Origin of the sequence: Clostridium sp. (assembly GCF_036643715.1) — a bacterium.
Classification (GTDB): domain Bacteria; phylum Bacillota; class Clostridia; order Clostridiales; family Clostridiaceae; genus Clostridium.
Genome location: NZ_JAVXRL010000028.1, coordinates 1 through 20,182, shown reverse-complemented (window position 1 = coordinate 20,182; position 20,182 = coordinate 1). Strand labels below are relative to the sequence as shown.

Below are 20,182 nucleotides of genomic sequence, written 5' to 3'. Positions count from 1 at the left end.
AAAAAGCCTTGCATTAAAAATGTAAGGCTTTTAGAATATATGAAGGGGTAATTATGGATATTTATAAAGCATTAAAAAAAGAAAAAAAATCAACAAAAAGATTCTACATATTGATGATAGCCCTAGCTATATTCTTACCGACTTCACTATGGCTTACTGGCATAATGACTAAATTTTTAATACTATATTTATTAATTTTAGAACTTCTTATATTACTTGCAGTTTTAAAGAAGAGAGATAGTACAAAGCTTGAATTTAAATATAAAAATAACAAACTAAGATTTGTTAGTGGTTTATTTAATAGAGGGTATACTATAATTTGTGATAAGATTGCAATTGTCCATGCAGATGGCATGGAAGAAGATATGAAAATAATATTAGTAAGTAAAGGACGAATTAGAAATAGACGAATGAAGCCAGTAACTAAAGGTTTTTTAAAAAAGTATCCCGAAATATGTGAAGAATATGATAGAATTAGAAAAATAGATGAAGGAGATATTTATTATTTCCAAATTATAAAAAAAGGTGGACTTAAAAAATATCCACTATTAGACGAATTATTTAAATATTGCGTTAAAGCACACATTACAAACAATTGTGTTGAAAATATAAAAATTGCCAGAGGGCAAACTTTAAACTAAGAAAGAAGGATATAACCTTGGAAACAAAAATTGCTATTACAAATGAAAGTAATATAAAAGAATGTATAAAAGAAGCAGCAGACATGATAAAAAATGGAGGCGTAGTTGCATTTCCAACGGAAACCGTATATGGTTTAGGAGCAAACGCATTAAAAGAAGACTGCGTAAAAAAAATATTCATAGCAAAGGGAAGACCACAGGATAATCCTTTAATAATACATGTTGCATCAAAAAATATTGATGAATATGTGAAAAATGTACCAGAGATTGCAAATAAATTAATGGATAAGTTCTGGCCAGGACCATTAACTTTAATATTAGAAAAAAAAGATATAATACCAATGGAAACAAGCGCTAATTTAAATACAATAGGAATTAGAATGCCTTCAAATAGAATTGCTATGGAACTTATTAAACAGTCAGGAGTTCCAATTGCAGCACCATCAGCTAATATAAGCGGAAGACCAAGTCCTACAAATATTGAAAGATGTATCGAGGATTTAACAGGTAGAGTTGATTTTATATTGGGCGGAGAAGTTAGTGAAGTTGGATTAGAATCAACAATAGTAGATTGTACTGTATATCCTCCAATGATTTTAAGACCAGGTGGAATAACACTTGAAATGCTTAAAAGGATTGATGAAAACATACAAATTGATAAAGGTTTATTAAATAATTCTAAAGAATTTAAACCAAAAGCACCAGGAATGAAGTATAGACACTATGCTCCTAATGCAAAATTAAAAATTATCAGTGGAAATAACAAAAAAACTATTGAAAAAATTAACGAAATGGTACAGAATTATATAGATGAAGAAAAAAGTGTAGGAATACTTACTACAAAAGAAAATAGCAAGGAGTATCCAAAAGGAGAAGTTGTTATTTTAGGAGAAGAAAATAACTTAGAAGAAATTGCATCAAACCTGTTTAATGCACTTAGAAAGTTTAACGATCTAGGAGTAGACATAATACTTGCAGAAGCATTTAGTGAAGAAGGTATTGGTGTTGCAATAATGAATAGATTAAATAAAGCAGCAGGTTACGATATTATAAATGTATAATTGTTTGGAGGTTTTTTTATGAAGGTGCTTTTCGTATGTACAGCAAATACATGTAGGAGCCCAATGGCAGAAGAAATATTTAATAAATTAAATACAGACTCGAGTTTCAGAGCAAAATCTGCTGGAATTACAATAGTTCCTGGTAGTTTTGTGACAGAAAATTCAGTAGAGCTTTTAAAGAAGGAATTAAATATAGACGTAAAATATAAAGAAGCAATCCAATTAAATGAAAGTTTGCTTGATAGAGCAGATGTTGTTTTAACAATGACAGACTTTGGTAAAGAGTTTATAAGGGACAATTATCCTAAATACAAGGGTAAAGTGTTCTCATTATGTGAATATGCTGGCGTTAAGGGGGAAGTGACTGATCCTTACGGTAGCACAATTTCTGTTTACAATAATATTTATAAAGAATTAGAAGGTATAGTTGCCTTATTATTAGCTAAATTAAAGAAAGATGGAAGTGTGTAATATTTTTATTACATGCTACACTTTCTTTTTTTATAAATTAAAATTAACTATAAGATGACAATTGGAGGTGGCGTTATGAAAATAGCATTAGGTTCAGACCATGGTGGATTCAACCTAAAGAATGAAGTAATTGCATATTTAAAGGAAAATGGATATGAAACAAAGGACTTTGGTACTTATACTGAAGAATCTTGTGATTACCCAGAATATGCTGAAAAGGTAGCTGAAGCAGTTGCAAGTAAAGAGTTTGATTTTGGAATATTAGTTTGTGGTACTGGTATAGGAATAAGTATATCAGCAAACAAAGTTCCAGGAATAAGAGCTGCATTATGTAGTGACACATTTAGTGCTCATGCTACAAGACAACACAATGATGCAAACATTCTTGCATTTGGAGAAAGAGTTGTTGGACCAGGTCTTGCACTTGACATAGTTAAGACATTCTTAAATTCTGAGTTTGAAGGTGGAAGACACCAAAATAGAATAAATAAAATCTCAGAAATAGAAAAAAAATATAATAAGTAAATTGGAGGAATATAAAATGAGTAAAGTTACAGAAATCAATCACCCATTAATATTACACAAATTAGCTTTCATAAGAAGTAAGGAAACAGGTTCAAAGGACTTTAGAGAACTAGTATCAGAAGTTTCAATGTTAATGGCATATGAAGTTACAAGAAATCTACCAACTGAAAATGTTGAGATAGAAACACCTGTATGTAAAACACAATGTAAAATGTTAGCTGGTAAGAAACTAGCGATTGTACCAATACTAAGAGCAGGTCTTGGAATGGTTGATGGCGTATTAAAGCTTATACCAGCAGCTAAGGTTGGACACATCGGATTATACAGAGATGAAGAAACACTTCAACCAGTTGAGTATTTCTGTAAATTACCTCAAGATATAGCAGAGAGAGAGATAATCGTTGTAGATCCAATGCTTGCAACTGGTGGTTCAGCTGTAGATGCATTAAGTATGCTTAAGAATAGAGGAGCTAAATACTTAAAACTTATGTGTTTAATTTCATCACCAGAAGGAATTAAAGCAGTAAAAGAAGCACACCCAGATGTTGATATATTCGTAGCACAAATTGATGAAAAATTAAACGATCATGGATATATAGTACCAGGTCTTGGAGATGCTGGAGACAGATTATTCGGAACAAAATAATTTTAATTTATATTAAAAAAGGCTCCCTAAAATTTAGGGAGCTTTTTAATGTAGTTTTTTAAACATCATCTACATTAAAAGATAATTCAATTTTTTCAATTGAAGGTTTAAGCTGAGTAAGCGTAACACCTGCTGATTCAAACATTTTCTTTGAAGCTTTAATTATATCAGTATCAGCATACTTGTTACTTAAATATATAACTTCCTTTATTCCACATTGAATGATAGCTTTTGCACATTCATTGCAAGGAAATAAGGCTACGTAAAGTTTTGCGTTTTCTAGGGATACACCTCTATTATTAAGTATTGCATTTAATTCAGCATGAACTACATAAGGATACTTAGTTTCTAAAAATTCTCCTTCTCTTTCCCATGAATAGCTGTCATCAGAACAACCAAAGGCAAATCCATTATAACCAACAGAAAGTACTCTGTTTGTAGGGCTTACTATGCATGCACCTACTTGAGTGCTTGGATCTTTACTTCTTCTTGCTGATAATAGAGCGAGTCCCATAAAGTATTCATCCCAGGATATAAAATCAGTTCTTTTCATAATGAAAACTCCTTTAAAAAAATTTTAATTTACTTATTACATTATTATAATATAAATTCAATATTTTTGGGAAATATAATATAGAAAAAATAATTGTTTAATTTTTAACAAAAAACTATTGATTATTATGGAAGTAATGGTTATAATAAAAGTATGTTAAGACTTTAACAAAGATTAAACATTTGTTAACTATAAATTCGGGAGGTTTTATTTAATGAGAGAAGTAGTAATTGTAAGTGCAGTAAGAACAGCACTAGGTTCATTTGGAGGATCATTAAAAAATGTTCCAGCAGTAGATTTAGGAGCAACAGTTATACAAGAAGCTGTTAAAAGAGCTGGAATCAAACCAGAAATGGTAGAAGAAGTTGTAATGGGTAACGTTATTCAAGCAGGACTTGGACAAAACGTAGCAAGACAAGCAACATTAAAGGCAGGACTTCCAAACGAAGTACCAGCTATGACAATAAATAAAGTTTGTGGTTCAGGATTAAGAACAGTTAGTTTAGCTGCTCAAATGATAAAAGCAGGAGATGCTGATATTATAGTAGCTGGTGGAATGGAAAGTATGTCACAAGCTCCATATCTTTTAAAGACTGCTAGATGGGGTCAAAGAATGGGAGACGGAAAGATGGTTGATTCAATGATCAACGATTCACTTTGGGATGCTTTTAACAACTACCACATGGGAGTAACAGCTGAAAACATAGCTAAAGAATGGAACTTAACAAGAGAAGAGCAAGATGAGTTCGCTCTACAATCACAATTAAAAGCTGAAAAAGCTATAAAAGAAGGAAGATTCAAGGACGAAATAGTTCCTGTAGTTATTCCTCAAAGAAAGGGAGAACCAGTAATATTTGATACTGATGAATTCCCAAGATTAGGTTCAACAATTGAAGGACTAGCAAAATTAAGACCAGCTTTCACTAAAGATGGTACAGTAACTGCTGGTAATGCTTCAGGTATTAACGACGGAGCAGCTGCATTCGTAGTAATGAGTGCTGAAAAAGCAGAAAGCTTAGGATTAAAGCCAATGGCTAAGATTCTTTCATACGGATCAAGAGGACTAGATCCTGCAATAATGGGATACGGACCATTCCATGCAACTAAAAAGGCTTTAGAAGGAACTGGATTAACAGTTGACAACTTAGACCTTATAGAAGCAAATGAAGCTTTCGCAGCTCAAAGTTTAGCTGTAGCTAAAGACTTAAAGTTCGATATGAGCAAAGTTAATGTAAATGGTGGAGCTATCGCTTTAGGACACCCAGTTGGTGCTTCAGGCGGAAGAATATTAGTTACATTATTACACGAAATGCAAAAGAGAGATGATGCTAAAACTGGTTTAGCAACACTTTGCATAGGTGGCGGAATGGGAACTGCTCTTATAGTAGAAAAATTATAATTTTAAATATAAAAAGATATACTTCGTATGAAGTATATCTTTTTTTTATATTAAAGTTTAGGATATCGCTATAATATTTATGAATTAAGTTTATAAAAAGTCTAAAGATAAAATCAATACAATTCTATATTTTACAAAATGTTATTATAAAATAAATATATAACTTTGATATAATAAAATGGAAACATAGTAATTATTTAATAAATAAAAATAAAAGACGAGTATTTTGATAATCAAATAAGTTTTGTAATATTTTTAATGTATAATAATCAATAAAAATCCATACAATTTATATGCATCATAAAATTATTTTAATGATGCATTCATTAGAAAAGTTATGTAAACATTTAAAAAAATATGAGAATTACTACGAAATTTAAAAAATGATAAGAATTTTTAAAAAAAGCACAACATAAAAATGAATAAAAAGTAAACAATATTAACAATATGATAATGCTTTGAATAAATGAATTTTTACAAATTCAAACTTAGTAAAATAACATAATTTTGAAAGCATTACATATAAATAAAAAAAATATTAAATTTAAGAAAAAGCGATAAACTCAATAAAAAAGGCCATAAATACAGAGAAATTTAAAAATACAATTTGAAAAAGATAATATTCAGAATATTCTTGCAAGTGAATAAATAATCTCAAATTAATTCGTTAAATGTAAGAATAGCATAAAAACAAAGCTACTAGCAGTAAAACAATGTATGTAGTTAATATTTATACATAAAAAACTTAATTGAGTATATTTGCTTAAATTTGAAGTTTTGGAGAGGAAAACTTATAAACTATAATTAAGATAATTGCCAAGGGGGTAAATTATGGTTGGAGATTTAAACGGAATACTAAAACAGACTTTTAAAAGTAGTGGAGTTATCCTTACTGCTGGACTTATAATTTCATATTTTATAAATGTAAATTATTGTTTACCTTTCGTATTAGGATCAGTAGTTAGCATTTTAAATTTTTTAATAAGTGGAGCAGTTACTGAAAAAGTTGTTAGAAGTGAAAATGGATTGAAAGGTATATTGATTATGGTTAGTTTTGTAATGAGAATAATATTAATCGCATTAGTGGGATTGTTATTATTGCAAAACCAATATAACGTAATATCTTATATCGTAGGATACATGTCTAACTTCATTTCTCTCTTTATGGCAATTAAATATGAAGAAAGGAAGTGATTGAGTGGAAGCATTAATTAAGGATGTTGGTTCTATTGCTTTGCAACAATGGGGAATAATAATTCTAATTACTATAGTAATATTATTATTAACTAAAAACCTATCTGTTGTACCTAAGAAAAAGAGTCAATCAATTATTGAAATCTTCGTTGAAGGTATAAGTAATTGGGTAAGAACTACTATGGGAGATCAGTATACAGGATTCTCAGCATATATAGGTTCATTAGCATTATTCTTATTCTTTATGAACGTAACAGACCTTTTAGGATTCACACCACCAACTGCAAACTACAGTGTTGCATTAGTACTATCCTTAACAACATTCTTTATGGTACAAATAAATTCAATTATAAAGAATGGCGGAATCGGATACTTAAAGGGTTATGCAAGCCCAAGTGCTGCTTTATTACCAATTAACATACTAGAAAGAATAATGTTACCAGTAACATTAAGTTTCAGACTTTTCGGTAATATAACAGTTGCAACTGTAATTATAGAATTACTTCTAAAAGCATTAGGTAATTTTACATGGTTTGCTCAATTTGCTATCCCAGTGCCATTTATGGCATACTTCGATTTATTCGATGGATTACTTCAAACATTCATCTTTACAATCTTAACAATGATTTATATTAAGATGACAGCAGAAGAGTAATCAAAAAAAATTAGTCAGAGAGAAAAAACAGAAAAAACTTACAAGAGTTTAAGGAGGAATTATTTATGACTGGAGCAGAATTTATAGTAGGAATGCGTGCAGTAGGAGCAGGACTTGCGGTTATCGCAGCATTAGGAGCAGGAGTTGGTATAGGTAACGCTACATCAAGCCTATTAAAGAGTATAGCAAGACAACCAGAAGCAAGTAGTAAACTTATGTCAACATACTTTATCGGTTGTGCCTTAGCAGAAACAACAGCAATATATGGACTATTAATTTCATTCATTTTATTATTTGTTGGAATAAGCTAATTATAAAAATTACTATGAAAAAAAGTAGGGTTTTAGTAAGCCTGGAAGGGAGGCTTTAAATTTGGAAATAAATATGAATATAGACATCCCACAAATGATAGTTACATTAGTTAACTTACTAATATTATTTTGGGTTGTTAAACATTTTGCTTTCGATAAGGTAAATAACATTTTAAAAGATAGAAAAAATCTTATAGAAGATACAATAAATAAAGCTGACGAAGATTTAGAAAAAGCAAGAGTCTTAAAGCTTCAAAATCAAAGAGAAATAAAATCAGCTAGAGAAGAAGGTAAGACTATCGTTAGTCAATACAAAGTAAAGGCTGATGGTATTTATAAAGAGATAGTTGAAGATGCTAGAAAAGAAGCAAGTATTATCGTTGAAAAATCTAAGGTCGAAATAGACAGAGAAAGAAACAAAGCTGAGGATGATATAAAGACTCAAGTTGTTGATCTTGCAATGATTATTTCAGAAAAGGCTCTTGGAGAATCAATAGATATGAAGAAGCATAAGGAACTTATCGATGAGTATATAAGCAAGGTAGGTATGTAATTATGTACGAATATTTAGATCGTAGGTATGCCCTGGCTTTATACAAAGTAGCTGAAGAAAAAAACAAAGTAGATGAGTATCTTCAAGACTTAAGAGAAATTTGTGATATTATCGACAATAACGAAGAACTTAAAGCTGTTATTGAATACCCACAAATAAGCACAAAACAAAAGAAAAAAATCTTTATAGATGTATTTAAAGGTAAGATTGATGAAGAATTATTATCATTCTTATTAATACTTATAGAGAAGAGAAGAATTTTATACTTAAGAGAAAAACTTAATCAGTTCGAACAAATTCATTTAGAAAGAAATAATGTTGTAATTGCACATGTAAAGAGTGTTATTGATATGACAGATGAACAAAGTACAGAGCTTAAGAATAAGTTAGAGAAGATGTATAATAAAACTGTAATTATAGAGCATGAAATAGATAAGAGTATAATAGGTGGACTTTATGTAAGAGTTGGCAATGATGTTATTGATGGATCAATAAAATCAAAGCTAGACGAAATGAAAGCCTTAATGCTTAAGAGGGAATAGAGGTGAAACCATGAATATCAAACCAGAAGAAATTACTTCTATAATCAAGAGTGAAATTGAAAAATATGATAAACAAATCAAAACTGTCGATTCAGGTACAATCATACAAATAGGTGATGGTATTGCTAGAGTATATGGTTTAGATGATTGTATGGAAGGTGAATTACTACAATTCCCAAACGATGTTTATGGTATGGCATTAAACCTTGAGCAAGATAATGTAGGATGTGTTTTACTTGGTTCAGAAGAAGGAATCAAGGAAGGCGATATAGTTAAGAGAACTGGAAAAATCGTTGAAGTTGGAGTTGGAAATGAATTAATAGGAAGAGTTGTTAACGGACTTGGAAATCCTATTGATGGAAAAGGACCAATAAAACCAGAAGCGTATAGACCAATAGAAGTTCAAGCGCCTAGTATCCTAGATAGAAGCTCAGTTAATGAACCATTACAAACAGGAATTAAAGCGATTGACTCAATGATTCCAATAGGTAAGGGACAAAGAGAACTTATCATTGGTGACAGACAAATAGGTAAAACAGCCATTACAATAGATACAATAATCAATCAAAAAGACAAAGATGTAATTTGTATATATGTTGCAATCGGTCAAAAACAATCAACAGTAGCGCATATAGTTAATACATTAACAGAATTCGGTGCAATGGACTATACAATAGTTGTTGCTGCTACAGCATCAGAATCAGCACCACTTCAATATTTAGCACCTTATGTAGGATGTTCAATCGGTGAACATTTCATGCATCAAGGAAAAGATGTATTAGTTATATATGATGACTTATCTAAGCACGCGGTTGCTTACAGAACAATGTCATTACTACTTAAGAGACCACCAGGCAGAGAAGCTTATCCTGGAGATGTTTTCTATATCCATTCAAGACTTCTTGAAAGAGCTGCGAAGCTTTCAGAGAAAAATGGAGGAGGTTCTTTAACAGCACTTCCAATTATAGAAACACTAGCAGGAGACGTAACTGCATACATTCCAACAAACGTTATATCTATAACAGATGGTCAAATATTCTTAGAAGCAGAATTATTCTACTCAGGACAAAGACCAGCGGTTAACCCAGGTATATCAGTATCAAGAGTTGGGGGTAACGCTCAAATTAAAGCTATGAAACAAGTTTCAGGTACATTAAGATTAGAGCTTGCCCAATATAGAGAACTAGCTTCATTCGCTCAATTCGGATCAGACCTAGATCAAGATACAGCTAGAAGACTTGAAAAAGGTAAGAGATTAATTGAAATCTTAAAGCAAGATCAATACTCACCAATGGCAGTAGAGGATCAAGTTACAATATTATATGTTGCTATTAATGATTATTTATCAGATATTAAGGTTGAAGATATAAGAAAGTTCGAAAAAGAATTCTTAGAATACATGGATACTCAATATAGAGAAGTTGGAAGAAAAATTATTGAAAAGAAAGTTTTAGATGATGAAATAAAATCATCACTTGAAACTGCTATTATAGAGTTCAAGAAAATATTCTTAAATCAAGCATAGCTTTTAAAAGCTATGCAATCTTTTAGGAGGTGGAGGTATGGCAGGAGCTGGACTTATAGAGATAAAAAGAAGAATTAAGTCAGTACAAAACACTAAAAAAATTACTAAAGCCATGGGACTTGTTGCCACTTCTAAGTTAAGAAGAGTCAGAATGGAGCTGAATGAAAATAATAAGTTCTTTGAAGCTACAGAAGGTATTGCTAAAGATGCATATTCATCAATGGATGTCATCAAAGATGGAATATACTTCAAAGGTGGTCACTCAAAGAAGAAATTATATATAGTTATAGCATCAGATTCTGGATTATGTGGAGGATATAATGTTAGTGTTGCATTATCATTAAAAAATCACGTTGGTTTAGATAAATCAGATAGTTTAGTTATGTGTGTAGGTAAGAAATGCTCATCATATATGAAGAGATATGGATTTAATACAGTAGCTGAATATGTTGATATAAAAGAAACAGCTGACGTTAGAGAAGTAATGACAATATATAATCACGCATTAAGATTATATAATTCAAATGAAGTTGGGGAAATAAACGTTGTTTATACTTACTTCAGTTCTCCAGTATCTCAAGTTGTAAAGATAGACAGGATGTTACCATTAGAATTTGATGATGTAAAAGAAGAGAGTGGATTTATTATAGAGCCAGAAGGAGAGTCCGCAGTAGAGGCAACTTTTGATTTTTATCTACAATCAAAATTAGTAAATTGCATTTTAAATGCTAAAACTAGTGAAGAATCTTCAAGAATGTCTGCAATGAACGGTGCTACAAAAAATGCAGATGATTTATTAGATGCTTTAAAGACTAAATATAACAGAATTAGACAAAGTGCTATTACTCAAGAAATTGCAGAAATAGTAGGTGGAGCAGCAGCTCAAAAATAGCGAGGAGGTATCAGTAATGCCTAACAATATAGGAAAAGTAGTTCAAGTTGTTGGACCAGTAGTTGATATAAAGTTTGATACTGAGTCACTTCCAAATATTTATAATGCTATTGAAATAGACATGGGTGATGAAGTACTAATAACTGAAGTAGAACAACATGTTGGTGATGATATAGTAAGAACAATAGCTATGGAAGCGACAGAAGGATTAAGAAGAGGAATAGATGCAGTTGATACAGGACATCCAATATCAGTACCTGTAGGAGAATGCGTTCTAGGAAGATTATTTAACGTTTTAGGAAAACCAGTTGATAAAGAAATAGCTGGAGAAGTTGATAGCAAGGAATTCTATCCAATACATAGAGCTGCTCCAACTTTTGCAGAACAATCAGTTGAACCTGAAATGTTTGAAACTGGAATAAAGGTTGTTGACCTTATCGCTCCTTATCAAAAGGGTGGTAAGATAGGTCTATTTGGGGGTGCTGGAGTTGGTAAGACAGTACTTATCCAAGAACTTATAAACAACATAGCAAAAGAACATGGTGGATTATCAGTATTCACAGGTGTTGGTGAAAGATCAAGAGAAGGTAATGATCTTTACTATGAAATGAAAGAATCAGGAGTTATTAATAAGACTGCCTTAGTATTCGGTCAAATGAATGAGCCACCTGGTGCTAGAATGAGAGTTGCACTTACTGGACTTACAATGGCAGAATATTTCAGAGATCAAGGTCAAGATGTTTTATTATTTATAGATAACATATTTAGATTCTCTCAAGCTGGATCAGAAGTTTCAGCTCTTTTAGGAAGAATACCTTCAGCTGTTGGTTACCAACCAACACTAGCAACTGAAATGGGTGCTCTTCAAGAAAGAATCACATCAACAACACACGGATCAATTACATCTGTTCAAGCTGTATATGTTCCAGCAGATGACTTAACTGACCCAGCACCAGCGACAACATTCTCTCACTTAGATGCAACAACAGTTCTATCAAGAGCAGTATCTGAGCGTGGAATATATCCTGCTGTTGACCCATTAGATTCAACTTCAAGAATACTTGATCCAAGAATAGTTGGAGAAGAGCATTATAAGGTTGCATCAAAAGTTAAGTTCATATTAGAAAGATATAAAGAACTTCAAGATATTATATCAATACTAGGTGTTGATGAATTATCTGATGAGGATAAATTAACAGTTGGTAGAGCAAGAAAGGTACAAAACTTCTTATCACAACCATTCACTGTTGCAGAGCAATTTACAGGAATGAAGGGTAGATATGTTACTATAGAAGAAACTATAAAAGGTTTCAGTGAAATAATAGAAGGTAAACATGATGATGTACCAGAATCAGCTTTCTTGTTTGTAGGAACTATAGAAGACGCTTTAGAAAAAGCTAAAACTTTAGCATAAGGGGATGATGCAATATGGCAAATACCTTTAAATTAAAGATCATGACAGCTGATAGCGTTAAAATAGATGAAGATGCGATAAGTATCATCACACAAACTGAAGATGGAAAGATCGAAATACTTGCAAACCACGCTGCGATAGTTATAAATACAGTTCCATGTGTTAGTGAAGTAGTTAAAGCTAATGGAGAAAAGGTTAAATTCTTTACTTCTAAAGGAATAATTGGTTTTAAAGAAAACAAATTAAACTTTTGTTGTAACTCTTCAGAACTTCAAGATGAAATTGATATTGAAAGAGCAGCTGCTGCTAAAGAAAGAGCTGAAAAGCGCTTAAAAGATGAAAATTATGATTCTAAAAGAGCAGAAGCAGCTTTAGCTAGAGCATTAACAAGATTACAATTAAAAAACAAATAGATTACGTATAACCCACGTAAGAATCCCATTAAGTTTTAATACTTAATGGGATTTTTTTATGTGCATTAAAGCGAATTTATGACAATCTATCACAAAAAAATATTAAATTTATATATTATAAGTATAGAAGTAATATGTATAAATTTAATTAAAGTGGACAATAATTTAGGAGAAAGGCAAGGTGGTTAATATGGGGTTTAAAAGTGTAGTATTATACTTTATTGCTTTCACTCTTAATTTGTCGTCAGTAGTAGATGTAGGTTCAATTAATCATAATAGCTATAGAGGCATTGAAAGTGAAATAATAAAATTAACTGAGTTTAGAGAAAATGGTGTAAAAGCTCAATATAATATAAAAAGTAGTTTAGATGAAGAAATAAACAGAATAAAAAAACTTTATAATAAGGATAATATAATCGAAGAGACAGAAGATAAAAACCATTTTTACATAGTTGGAGATACTAAAATAGAAATAAATCTATGGTGTGAAGATGGAGTGGTATTTGTCGAAGCAGTAGCTTTAAATGATAATAAAAATTTTGATACTGTTTATATGAAAGAGAATTTGCAGAAATTGCAAACCCAAAATACGAATTCAATAAGATATTTTGAGTACTATAAGGGAAGAATAAATTCTGTCCATAGTTTAGATGAAATTGAAATTAAGGATGGATTTACTAAAGTACACAATGGATATGTTGGAAATACAAAATTGAAAGATAAAAGTAAAATTAGTTATGGGGTTATGGAGTATGATACTGGTGTATATGTTATTATTGGAACTCCTATAATATTTACAACATACTAACAATTTATTATGGAGGAAAATATGGAAAAAATAGTAGTAAAAGGGGTTAAGAAACTGCAAGGAGAAGTAACTGTAAGTTCAGCAAAAAATTCGGTATTACCAATAATAGCGGCAACAATACTATCTCCAAATGAGATAATAATAGAAAATACTCCTATGTTAGAAGATGTTCAAGTAATTTTAAATTTGCTTGAGGAGTTAAAGGTTGATATTAATTATTCAAAAATAAGCAGTGAGCTTAAAATAAATACTAAAAATGTGGAATGTTTTGACGCAACAAGTGAACTTGTTAGAAAAATGAGAGCATCATTTTTAATTATTGGACCAATGCTTGCAAGATTTGGTTATTGTAAGCTATCAATGCCTGGAGGATGTAATATAGGAAGTAGACCTATAGATTTGCATTTAAAAGGGCTTAAAGCATTAGGTGCAGAAATAATACAAGGACATGGATTTGTAGAAGCAAAAGCAAAAAAACTAATAGGGAATAGAATATACTTAGATTTCCCTTCAGTTGGAGCAACGGAGAATATAATGATGGCAGCCGTTTTAGCTAGCGGTACAACAATAATAGAAAATGCTGCAGAAGAACCTGAAATTTGGGATTTAGCAAACTTTTTAAATAAAATGGGAGCTAATATTCAAGGTGCAGGACTTGGTAAAATCACAATAGAAGGTGTTGACCATTTAACTGGTATTAGATATAAACCTATTTATGATAGAATAGAAGCTGGTACTTTTATGGTTGCAGCAGCTATAACAAACAGCATGATAAAAATAAATGAAGTAAATGAAGATCATTTAAGGCCATTAATAGAGAAATTAAAAGAATGTGGAATTGTTTTAACAGAAGAGGAAAATGGAATAATAGTAGATGGTAGATTTGATAAAAGACCAGTTGATATAAAAACATTGCCTTATCCAGGATTCCCAACAGATATGCAACCTCAAATGATGGCATTGCTATCTATGATACCTGGTGCTAGTGTAATAACTGAAACTGTATTCGAAAATAGATTTATGCATGTAGCAGAGCTTGTAAGGATGGGTGCTAAAATTAAGATAGATGGAAGGACAGCTATGGTTGAAGGAACATCTAAGCTAACAGGATGTGATGTTAAAGCAACTGACTTAAGAGCAGGAGCTGCAATGATATTAGCAGGACTTGTAGCTGAAGGTGAAACAGAAATTGGAGATATCTATCATATAGATAGAGGATATTTAAATATAGAAGAAAAATTTAGAAGCTTAGGTGCAGATATATATAGAATTAGTGAATAGAAGGTATTTATACCTTCTATTTTTTGTAGAAAAATTTTCTTTACATAAAATTTTAACGGTAAGTATATTTAGATAGTTTAAACATATAAATAATTGTATGTAAGTTTGGGGGTGTTTTTTTGAAAGAGCGTGAAATAAGAGAGAACATAAAGAGAATAGGCCTTACTACAGGTGTTATACTTATATTCATGATAATAGTACCATTTATGCTTATGGGAGCTTCTATAAATGATTTTATAGCCCCAAGCACTATAGAAGAAGGAAACAATAAAGATGTAATTGTAAAAGGTAGGGACAAGGTTAAAGTATATAGGACAGCTACTAAAAAAGTTGAAGAGATGAATGTAGAAGAATATATAATAGGAGTTGTATCTAGTGAAATGCCAGCAAATTTTGAAGAAGAGGCTTTAAAAGCACAAGCTGTTGCAGCAAGAACTTTTTATTATAGTAAAAGAGAGAAAAATTGTGATTTATCAAAAGATGCTGAAATATGCGATAGTGTACATTGTCAGGCATACATGAATAAAGATGAGAGAATGTCAAAGTGGTCAAAGGATGAAAAAAATGATAATTACAATAAAATAAAGAAGGCAGTTGAGGAAACTAAGCAAATAGCAATTTGTTATAATGGAGAAATTATAAAATATCCACAATTTTTTTCAACAAGTTCAGGAAAAACAGAAAATTCTGAGGATGTTTTTTCAAATTCTGTGCCTTATTTAAAATCAACTGAAAGTCCTGGAGAAGAAATATCTAATGTATTTGAAACAGAAAAAGAATTTAAAAATAAAGACTTTGTTAATACTATAAATGCATCTTATAAAAAAGCTGATTTAAAAGAATCAAACATAAAATCAAAAATTAGTATAAAATCAAGAACTGAAGGCGGAGCGGTTAAGGAAATTAAAATTGGAGAAGAAACTATAAAAGGAACTGATTTTAGAAAGTTATTTGATTTAAGATCTGCAAATTTTAATATAGAATATTCAAAAGATAAAGTGAAAATTATATGTAAGGGAAATGGTCATGGTGTTGGAATGAGCCAGTGGGGAGCTAATGTTATGGCAAAAGAAGGCAAGAAGTGTGATGATATACTTAAGCATTATTATAGTGGTGTAGAAGTTAAAAAAATAATTTATAAATAAATAAAAAAATATAGTTTAAAAAGGTGATATTTGGTAAATAATCAAATATCACCTTTTTTGATGAATAATAAGAAAAATTTTTAAAAAATGTATTATTTTTCATAAAAGGGACAAAATAACTAAAGGAGGTGTTAATTATGAACAAAAAAACAAACGGATTTAAACAAAAATCTAAACAAATGATGACTAGCACAAAGAACTTTTTAAAGAAGGAAGGGTTTTATGTAGCATTATTCGCAGGCTTATGCATATTCACTGTTGTAGGGGCTATGGCAATTAAAAATAGTGGAAGTAAGCAAAGTAATGAAGCTAAAACTTCTGGTGATAAGGAAATTACTTTAAATGTTGAGGATAAAACAGATAAGAATGTTGAGAATGTTATGGAAAATTCAGAAAGAGTTGAAAACAAGAAAGATCAAACTACAACTAAGCCTGTTGCAAGTGATAACAAGATGAATTTTTCAAAACCAGCAGAAGGTAAACTTCTAAAGGGACATAAGGAACCTTATGTATTTAAAGATGGAAAGCAAGTTAAAGATGGTGAAAAGGGAGATTCAAGTTTTGGATACGGTGGTATATCAATAGGATGTCCAATAGGTACATCAGTAAAATCAGCAGAGGTTGGAATTGTAGATGATGTTATTGAAAATGATGTTACTTATGGAGTTACAGTTGTTATTAAACATTCAAATGGAATAAAAACATCTTACTCAAACCTTGCTAATGAAACAAAAGTTAAAAAAGGTGACAAGGTTACTAAAGGACAAGAAATAGGAAAGACAGGAAATACATCAAGCACATTAAAAATGTGTGTAAAAGATGATTTTTTACACATAAAAGTTTACTCAAAAGATAACACAGAAGTAGATCCAGTAAAGTATTTCAATTATAAGAAATAAAGTATGTTAGTTAACCAGCTATTTTAGCTGGTTAACTAAAAATAAAAAATCGTGATTATAAATAAATATTATTGATTAAGGAGGTAGCATTTTGAAAGACTACATTGAAGAGAGAGTTTTAGAAGTAGCACAATATATTATTGATTCAAAGGCTACAATAAGAAAAACTGCAAAAGTTTTTGGTGTTAGCAAAAGTACGATTCATAAAGATATGACAGAAAGACTTCCAAAGATAAACCCTGTTATAGCTGAACAAACTCATAATATATTAGAACTTAATAAAGCAGAACGTCATATAAGAGGCGGAAAAGCAACAAAAATGAAATATAAATCAGCAGAATAATCCATAAACTTTAGCAAATTTAGAAAAAAGTTGAATAAAATCCATAATCCATATATAATTTAACATATAGTTATATAAAAATTTGTAAAAATTTCAAGATGAATATTTTAAATTAGGAGTGGAATTGGAATGTGGTTTTGGAAATCAGGATCTGATTTAGGGGTAGATTTAGGAACAGCTACAGTACTTGTATACGTTAAAGGTAAGGGAATTGTATTAAAGGAGCCTTCAGTTGTTGCAATTAATACAAACACTGGAAAGGTATTAGCTGTAGGGGAAGAAGCAAGGAAAATGATAGGTAGAACACCAGGTCATATAATTGCAGTAAGACCGCTAAGAGACGGAGTAATATCAGATTACAACGTAACAGAAAAAATGCTTAAAGCATTTATAAGTAAAGCAATTGATAAAAAAAGAATGAAAGCAAAAAAGATAATGATATGTGTACCATCACAAGCAACTGAAGTTGAAAAAAGGGCTGTAACAGATGCAGCTAGAAGTTCAGGAGCAAAAACTGTACATCTTATCGAAGAACCATTAGCAGCAGCAATCGGAGCAGGACTTGATATAACAAAACCTGACGGAAGTATGATTGTTGATATTGGTGGCGGTACATGTGATATTGCAATAATTTCACTAGGTGGTATAGTTGCTAGAAAGTCAATTAAAGTTGCCGGAGATAAATTCGATGAGGCTATAATTAGGCATGTAAGATTAAAACATAAAATAATGATTGGTGAGAAAACAGCAGAGCAAATAAAAGTAGATATAGGTTCAGCATTTGATGATGGTGAAAATAAAATAAGCCGCATTAAAGGAAGAAATTTAGTTACTGGATTGCCGGATGAAATTGTTATAAGCGCTGAGGAAATAAGAGAAGCTCTTAAAGAGACAGTTAACCTAATAGTTGAAGCTGTAAAGATTGTACTTGAGAAAACACCACCAGAGTTATCATCAGACATTATAGAAAAAGGAATTCTGATGACTGGAGGAGGAGCATTACTTACTGGATTAGATAAATTAATAGAATTTGAAACAGGTGTAAGAGTTAATGTAGCAGAAAACTCAGTTGAAGCAGTTGCAGAAGGTACAGGCTCTGTTTTAGGATATATTGATAAGTTAGATAAAGATATTAATAGTAGAGAAATAATATTAGTTGAATAATAATTAAACCCAGAGTATAGGTAGTACTCTGGGTTTAATTTGATTTTATAGAAGGCCCCATAGGGTTAGAACATTCATAATAACCATGTATTATACCTTTGGATATAACTTTAGCCATAGCTAAAACTAATGAAAGTCTTATAGAGCGAGTATAAAATAAATCAGCATTTTCATTTGAATCTATTATACCAACAATCGATTTACTACCTACATCTGGAAGTGATTTTCCTACACCTTTTCCAGGACGAATTGCAAAATTTCTAATATGAATTTCGCCTATAGATGATTCTTGACCAAGGCAGGCATCTATGCCTATTATGTATGCACTTGGGTGAGCCTTTGTTATTTCAGATAATTTTTTATCTATATTCAATGCATGAATAGGTGCGTCAATTGAACCGTATACAGGTAGTGGGAAAGAGCTGTCGATTAATATACTTCCAACTAATGGACCTAAACAATCGCCAATACATTTATCAGTACCAATACAAATTATTATAGTTTCTTTAGAAAAGCAATCTTTAATAGCTTGAGATATGCTGTAATAAGCCAGCGGGGATGTATGATGAATTTTGATTTCCATATAAGCACCTCCAGTAATATATATATATGTCCATATAAGAATAAATAGAATTAGTTGAATAAAAATCTTAAATGGTGGAGATTATTCTTATATAGGAGGTGTAATTAAATGAAAAAATTATTTATAACTAGTTTTCTAGCTATAACAATGTCAACTGCATTCTACTTTATTGTATTTTGGGAGCCTGAGAGCTATAATTCGAATACATCAGAAAAAAGCATAGTATTAAATGAAGAGAAAAATAAAAAAGAAGAAAATAAGGTTGAAAATAATAGTAATAATAATACGGATAATAAAACAGATTTAAATAAAAAGAGCAATGAAAGTAAAAGTGAAGTTAAAGAAAATAATATAGATAATAAAGAACATAATAGTAAGGCTGAAGAAAAGCCAAAGGTTGAAACAGAAACAGAGGAAGAAAATAAAGATGAGCAAAAAGAAGTTGTTTCAAACAATGTAACTATATTTAACGTAAAAAAAGAAGAGATAATAGATAGATTAACTTTTAAGGAGAAAACTAAATTATTATCAGTAGCTAATAAAATGTCAGCTGTTGATGTTGAAAGAATAAAAGAAAGTTTAATTAACAAAGGTGAAAAAGAAGGAAGTGTAGAAGCTTTAAAGGTTATTAAGCGCAGGCTTACAACAGAAGATTACAAGGACGTGAAAGCTATTTTATCGCCTTATATTAATATTGATTTTCTTGAGAGTATAGTTTAGTTTAACAAAAATGGTTATTGCTAAAAAAAGAAGTATTTAGGAGAAAAACATAGAATAATAAATATAATCTCTATAAATGGGCTGATTTGTCATTTGAAATATATACGTCTACCCTATATACTAACTATTGTCGGTTGACCGAAACGGTCTACAGGCAAGAATTTAAATAAATATTAGGTGGAGTTCCCGAGTGGCCAAAGGGGGCAGACTGTAAATCTGTTGTCAGTCGACTTCGAAGGTTCGAATCCTTCTTCCACCACCATTTTATGGGCGCATAGCTCAGCTGGGAGAGCACCTGCCTTACAAGCAGGGGGTCACAGGTTCGAACCCTGTTGTGCCCACCAAAATAAAATTTAAATTATATATGGCTCAGTAGCTCAGCTGGTTAGAGTGCCGGCCTGTCACGCCGGAGGTCGAGGGTTCGAACCCCTTCTGAGTCGCCAA

Annotated in this window: 24 protein-coding genes and 3 tRNA genes; 25 read left to right on the top strand and 2 right to left on the bottom strand. The window is 31.0% G+C overall.

From position 1 onward, the window contains the following. The first annotated feature begins 53 nt into the window (after nt 1–53). From RSF37_RS09390 to upp, 5 genes are all read left to right on the top strand, one after another. Nucleotides 54–641 (top strand): hypothetical protein, encoded by a 588-nt coding sequence (locus tag RSF37_RS09390; RefSeq protein ID WP_332564151.1) that lies wholly within the window; start codon nt 54–56, stop codon nt 639–641. A gap of 17 nt (nt 642–658) precedes the next feature. Further along, on the top strand, nt 659–1,702 hold the full coding sequence (locus tag RSF37_RS09385; RefSeq protein WP_332564150.1) for an L-threonylcarbamoyladenylate synthase: 1,044 nt from the start codon (nt 659–661) through the stop codon (nt 1,700–1,702). 18 nt (nt 1,703–1,720) lie between these two features. After that, nucleotides 1,721–2,173 (top strand): low molecular weight protein arginine phosphatase, encoded by a 453-nt coding sequence (locus tag RSF37_RS09380; RefSeq protein ID WP_332564149.1) that lies wholly within the window; start codon nt 1,721–1,723, stop codon nt 2,171–2,173. A gap of 75 nt (nt 2,174–2,248) precedes the next feature. Then, nucleotides 2,249–2,698 carry a ribose 5-phosphate isomerase B gene (rpiB, locus tag RSF37_RS09375; RefSeq protein WP_332564148.1) on the top strand — a complete coding sequence of 150 codons (450 nt, stop codon included), beginning with the start codon at nt 2,249–2,251 and terminating at the stop codon, nt 2,696–2,698. Between the two features lie 16 nt (nt 2,699–2,714). Further along, on the top strand, nt 2,715–3,344 hold the full coding sequence (gene upp, locus RSF37_RS09370) for a uracil phosphoribosyltransferase (RefSeq protein WP_332564147.1): 630 nt from the start codon (nt 2,715–2,717) through the stop codon (nt 3,342–3,344). A 58-nt stretch (nt 3,345–3,402) separates the two neighbouring features. Here upp and RSF37_RS09365 read toward each other — a convergent pair whose 3' ends face one another. Further along, complete coding sequence (locus tag RSF37_RS09365) at nt 3,403–3,897, bottom strand: deoxycytidylate deaminase (protein ID WP_332564146.1); 495 nt, start codon at nt 3,895–3,897, stop codon at nt 3,403–3,405. A gap of 214 nt (nt 3,898–4,111) precedes the next feature. On the opposite strand from RSF37_RS09365, the gene RSF37_RS09360 reads away from it, so the two are divergent. The 16 genes from RSF37_RS09360 to mreB all read left to right on the top strand — a co-directional run bounded on the left by RSF37_RS09360 (nt 4,112) and on the right by mreB (nt 18,435). Next, nucleotides 4,112–5,296, top strand: coding sequence for an acetyl-CoA C-acetyltransferase (locus RSF37_RS09360; protein WP_332564145.1), 1,185 nt, complete (start codon nt 4,112–4,114; stop codon nt 5,294–5,296). 831 nt (nt 5,297–6,127) lie between these two features. Further along, entirely contained in the window at nt 6,128–6,490 is a 363-nt protein-coding gene (locus RSF37_RS09355) for an ATP synthase subunit I (protein ID WP_332564144.1), read from the top strand. A gap of 4 nt (nt 6,491–6,494) precedes the next feature. Then, complete coding sequence (locus RSF37_RS09350) at nt 6,495–7,145, top strand: F0F1 ATP synthase subunit A (RefSeq protein WP_332564143.1); 651 nt, start codon at nt 6,495–6,497, stop codon at nt 7,143–7,145. Nucleotides 7,146–7,210: 65 nt separating this feature from the next. After that, on the top strand, nt 7,211–7,456 hold the full coding sequence (gene atpE / locus RSF37_RS09345) for an ATP synthase F0 subunit C (protein ID WP_332564142.1): 246 nt from the start codon (nt 7,211–7,213) through the stop codon (nt 7,454–7,456). Nucleotides 7,457–7,517: 61 nt separating this feature from the next. Next, the gene (locus RSF37_RS09340) at nt 7,518–8,009 is read left to right on the top strand and encodes a F0F1 ATP synthase subunit B (RefSeq protein WP_332564141.1); all 492 of its coding nucleotides are present in this window, start codon (nt 7,518–7,520) and stop codon (nt 8,007–8,009) included. Nucleotides 8,010–8,011: 2 nt separating this feature from the next. After that, nucleotides 8,012–8,551 carry a F0F1 ATP synthase subunit delta gene (locus tag RSF37_RS09335; RefSeq protein WP_332564140.1) on the top strand — a complete coding sequence of 180 codons (540 nt, stop codon included), beginning with the start codon at nt 8,012–8,014 and terminating at the stop codon, nt 8,549–8,551. Between the two features lie 10 nt (nt 8,552–8,561). After that, nucleotides 8,562–10,076 carry a F0F1 ATP synthase subunit alpha gene (gene atpA, locus RSF37_RS09330; RefSeq protein WP_332564139.1) on the top strand — a complete coding sequence of 505 codons (1,515 nt, stop codon included), beginning with the start codon at nt 8,562–8,564 and terminating at the stop codon, nt 10,074–10,076. Nucleotides 10,077–10,113: 37 nt separating this feature from the next. Continuing rightward, entirely contained in the window at nt 10,114–10,968 is an 855-nt protein-coding gene (gene atpG / locus RSF37_RS09325; RefSeq protein ID WP_332564138.1) for an ATP synthase F1 subunit gamma, read from the top strand. A 16-nt stretch (nt 10,969–10,984) separates the two neighbouring features. After that, nucleotides 10,985–12,382 carry a F0F1 ATP synthase subunit beta gene (gene atpD, locus RSF37_RS09320; RefSeq protein ID WP_332564137.1) on the top strand — a complete coding sequence of 466 codons (1,398 nt, stop codon included), beginning with the start codon at nt 10,985–10,987 and terminating at the stop codon, nt 12,380–12,382. A gap of 14 nt (nt 12,383–12,396) precedes the next feature. Further along, a complete protein-coding gene (locus tag RSF37_RS09315) occupies nt 12,397–12,795 on the top strand; it encodes an ATP synthase delta/epsilon chain alpha-helix domain-containing protein (RefSeq protein WP_332564136.1) in 399 nt (132 codons plus the stop codon). Nucleotides 12,796–12,985: 190 nt separating this feature from the next. Continuing rightward, the gene (locus RSF37_RS09310; protein ID WP_332564135.1) at nt 12,986–13,603 is read left to right on the top strand and encodes a hypothetical protein; all 618 of its coding nucleotides are present in this window, start codon (nt 12,986–12,988) and stop codon (nt 13,601–13,603) included. Nucleotides 13,604–13,624: 21 nt separating this feature from the next. Further along, complete coding sequence (gene murA / locus RSF37_RS09305) at nt 13,625–14,884, top strand: UDP-N-acetylglucosamine 1-carboxyvinyltransferase (RefSeq protein WP_332564134.1); 1,260 nt, start codon at nt 13,625–13,627, stop codon at nt 14,882–14,884. Nucleotides 14,885–15,003: 119 nt separating this feature from the next. Continuing rightward, on the top strand, nt 15,004–16,029 hold the full coding sequence (spoIID, locus tag RSF37_RS09300) for a stage II sporulation protein D (RefSeq protein ID WP_332564133.1): 1,026 nt from the start codon (nt 15,004–15,006) through the stop codon (nt 16,027–16,029). Between the two features lie 137 nt (nt 16,030–16,166). Then, complete coding sequence (locus RSF37_RS09295; RefSeq protein ID WP_332564132.1) at nt 16,167–16,928, top strand: M23 family metallopeptidase; 762 nt, start codon at nt 16,167–16,169, stop codon at nt 16,926–16,928. 91 nt (nt 16,929–17,019) lie between these two features. Next, nucleotides 17,020–17,271, top strand: a complete 252-nt coding sequence (spoIIID, locus tag RSF37_RS09290) for a sporulation transcriptional regulator SpoIIID (protein WP_332564131.1) — start codon at nt 17,020–17,022, stop codon at nt 17,269–17,271. A gap of 129 nt (nt 17,272–17,400) precedes the next feature. Then, nucleotides 17,401–18,435, top strand: coding sequence for a rod shape-determining protein MreB (gene mreB, locus RSF37_RS09285; protein ID WP_332564130.1), 1,035 nt, complete (start codon nt 17,401–17,403; stop codon nt 18,433–18,435). A gap of 34 nt (nt 18,436–18,469) precedes the next feature. Here the strand turns inward: mreB and yyaC are convergent, their stop codons facing one another. Further along, nucleotides 18,470–19,018, bottom strand: a complete 549-nt coding sequence (gene yyaC, locus RSF37_RS09280) for a spore protease YyaC (RefSeq protein WP_332564129.1) — start codon at nt 19,016–19,018, stop codon at nt 18,470–18,472. Between the two features lie 108 nt (nt 19,019–19,126). On the opposite strand from yyaC, the gene RSF37_RS09275 reads away from it, so the two are divergent. The 4 genes from RSF37_RS09275 to RSF37_RS09260 all read left to right on the top strand — a co-directional run bounded on the left by RSF37_RS09275 (nt 19,127) and on the right by RSF37_RS09260 (nt 20,181). After that, the gene (locus RSF37_RS09275) at nt 19,127–19,738 is read left to right on the top strand and encodes a hypothetical protein (protein ID WP_332564128.1); all 612 of its coding nucleotides are present in this window, start codon (nt 19,127–19,129) and stop codon (nt 19,736–19,738) included. A gap of 176 nt (nt 19,739–19,914) precedes the next feature. After that, a tRNA-Tyr gene (locus RSF37_RS09270) sits at nt 19,915–20,000 on the top strand. A 6-nt stretch (nt 20,001–20,006) separates the two neighbouring features. Next, nucleotides 20,007–20,082: transfer RNA gene (locus RSF37_RS09265), tRNA-Val, on the top strand. 22 nt (nt 20,083–20,104) lie between these two features. After that, a tRNA-Asp gene (locus tag RSF37_RS09260) sits at nt 20,105–20,181 on the top strand. The last annotated feature ends 1 nt before the right edge of the window (nt 20,182 follow it).

Excerpts from the sequence above, each read along its gene's own strand:
- RSF37_RS09365 (WP_332564146.1), bottom strand. The coding sequence starts at position 3,897 with ATGAAAAGAACTGATTTTATATCCTGGGATGAATACTTTATGGGACTC.
- RSF37_RS09315 (WP_332564136.1), top strand. The coding sequence starts at position 12,397 with ATGGCAAATACCTTTAAATTAAAGATCATGACAGCTGATAGCGTTAAA.
- RSF37_RS09310 (WP_332564135.1), top strand. The coding sequence starts at position 12,986 with ATGGGGTTTAAAAGTGTAGTATTATACTTTATTGCTTTCACTCTTAAT.
- rpiB (WP_332564148.1), top strand. The coding sequence starts at position 2,249 with ATGAAAATAGCATTAGGTTCAGACCATGGTGGATTCAACCTAAAGAAT.
- RSF37_RS09355 (WP_332564144.1), top strand. The coding sequence starts at position 6,128 with ATGGTTGGAGATTTAAACGGAATACTAAAACAGACTTTTAAAAGTAGT.
- RSF37_RS09380 (WP_332564149.1), top strand. The coding sequence starts at position 1,721 with ATGAAGGTGCTTTTCGTATGTACAGCAAATACATGTAGGAGCCCAATG.
- RSF37_RS09360 (WP_332564145.1), top strand. The coding sequence starts at position 4,112 with ATGAGAGAAGTAGTAATTGTAAGTGCAGTAAGAACAGCACTAGGTTCA.
- RSF37_RS09275 (WP_332564128.1), top strand. The coding sequence starts at position 19,127 with ATGAAAAAATTATTTATAACTAGTTTTCTAGCTATAACAATGTCAACT.
- atpG (WP_332564138.1), top strand. The coding sequence starts at position 10,114 with ATGGCAGGAGCTGGACTTATAGAGATAAAAAGAAGAATTAAGTCAGTA.
- atpE (WP_332564142.1), top strand. The coding sequence starts at position 7,211 with ATGACTGGAGCAGAATTTATAGTAGGAATGCGTGCAGTAGGAGCAGGA.
- upp (WP_332564147.1), top strand. The coding sequence starts at position 2,715 with ATGAGTAAAGTTACAGAAATCAATCACCCATTAATATTACACAAATTA.
- atpD (WP_332564137.1), top strand. The coding sequence starts at position 10,985 with ATGCCTAACAATATAGGAAAAGTAGTTCAAGTTGTTGGACCAGTAGTT.
- atpA (WP_332564139.1), top strand. The coding sequence starts at position 8,562 with ATGAATATCAAACCAGAAGAAATTACTTCTATAATCAAGAGTGAAATT.
- RSF37_RS09390 (WP_332564151.1), top strand. The coding sequence starts at position 54 with ATGGATATTTATAAAGCATTAAAAAAAGAAAAAAAATCAACAAAAAGA.
- murA (WP_332564134.1), top strand. The coding sequence starts at position 13,625 with ATGGAAAAAATAGTAGTAAAAGGGGTTAAGAAACTGCAAGGAGAAGTA.
- RSF37_RS09295 (WP_332564132.1), top strand. The coding sequence starts at position 16,167 with ATGAACAAAAAAACAAACGGATTTAAACAAAAATCTAAACAAATGATG.
- mreB (WP_332564130.1), top strand. The coding sequence starts at position 17,401 with ATGTGGTTTTGGAAATCAGGATCTGATTTAGGGGTAGATTTAGGAACA.
- RSF37_RS09335 (WP_332564140.1), top strand. The coding sequence starts at position 8,012 with ATGTACGAATATTTAGATCGTAGGTATGCCCTGGCTTTATACAAAGTA.
- yyaC (WP_332564129.1), bottom strand. The coding sequence starts at position 19,018 with ATGGAAATCAAAATTCATCATACATCCCCGCTGGCTTATTACAGCATA.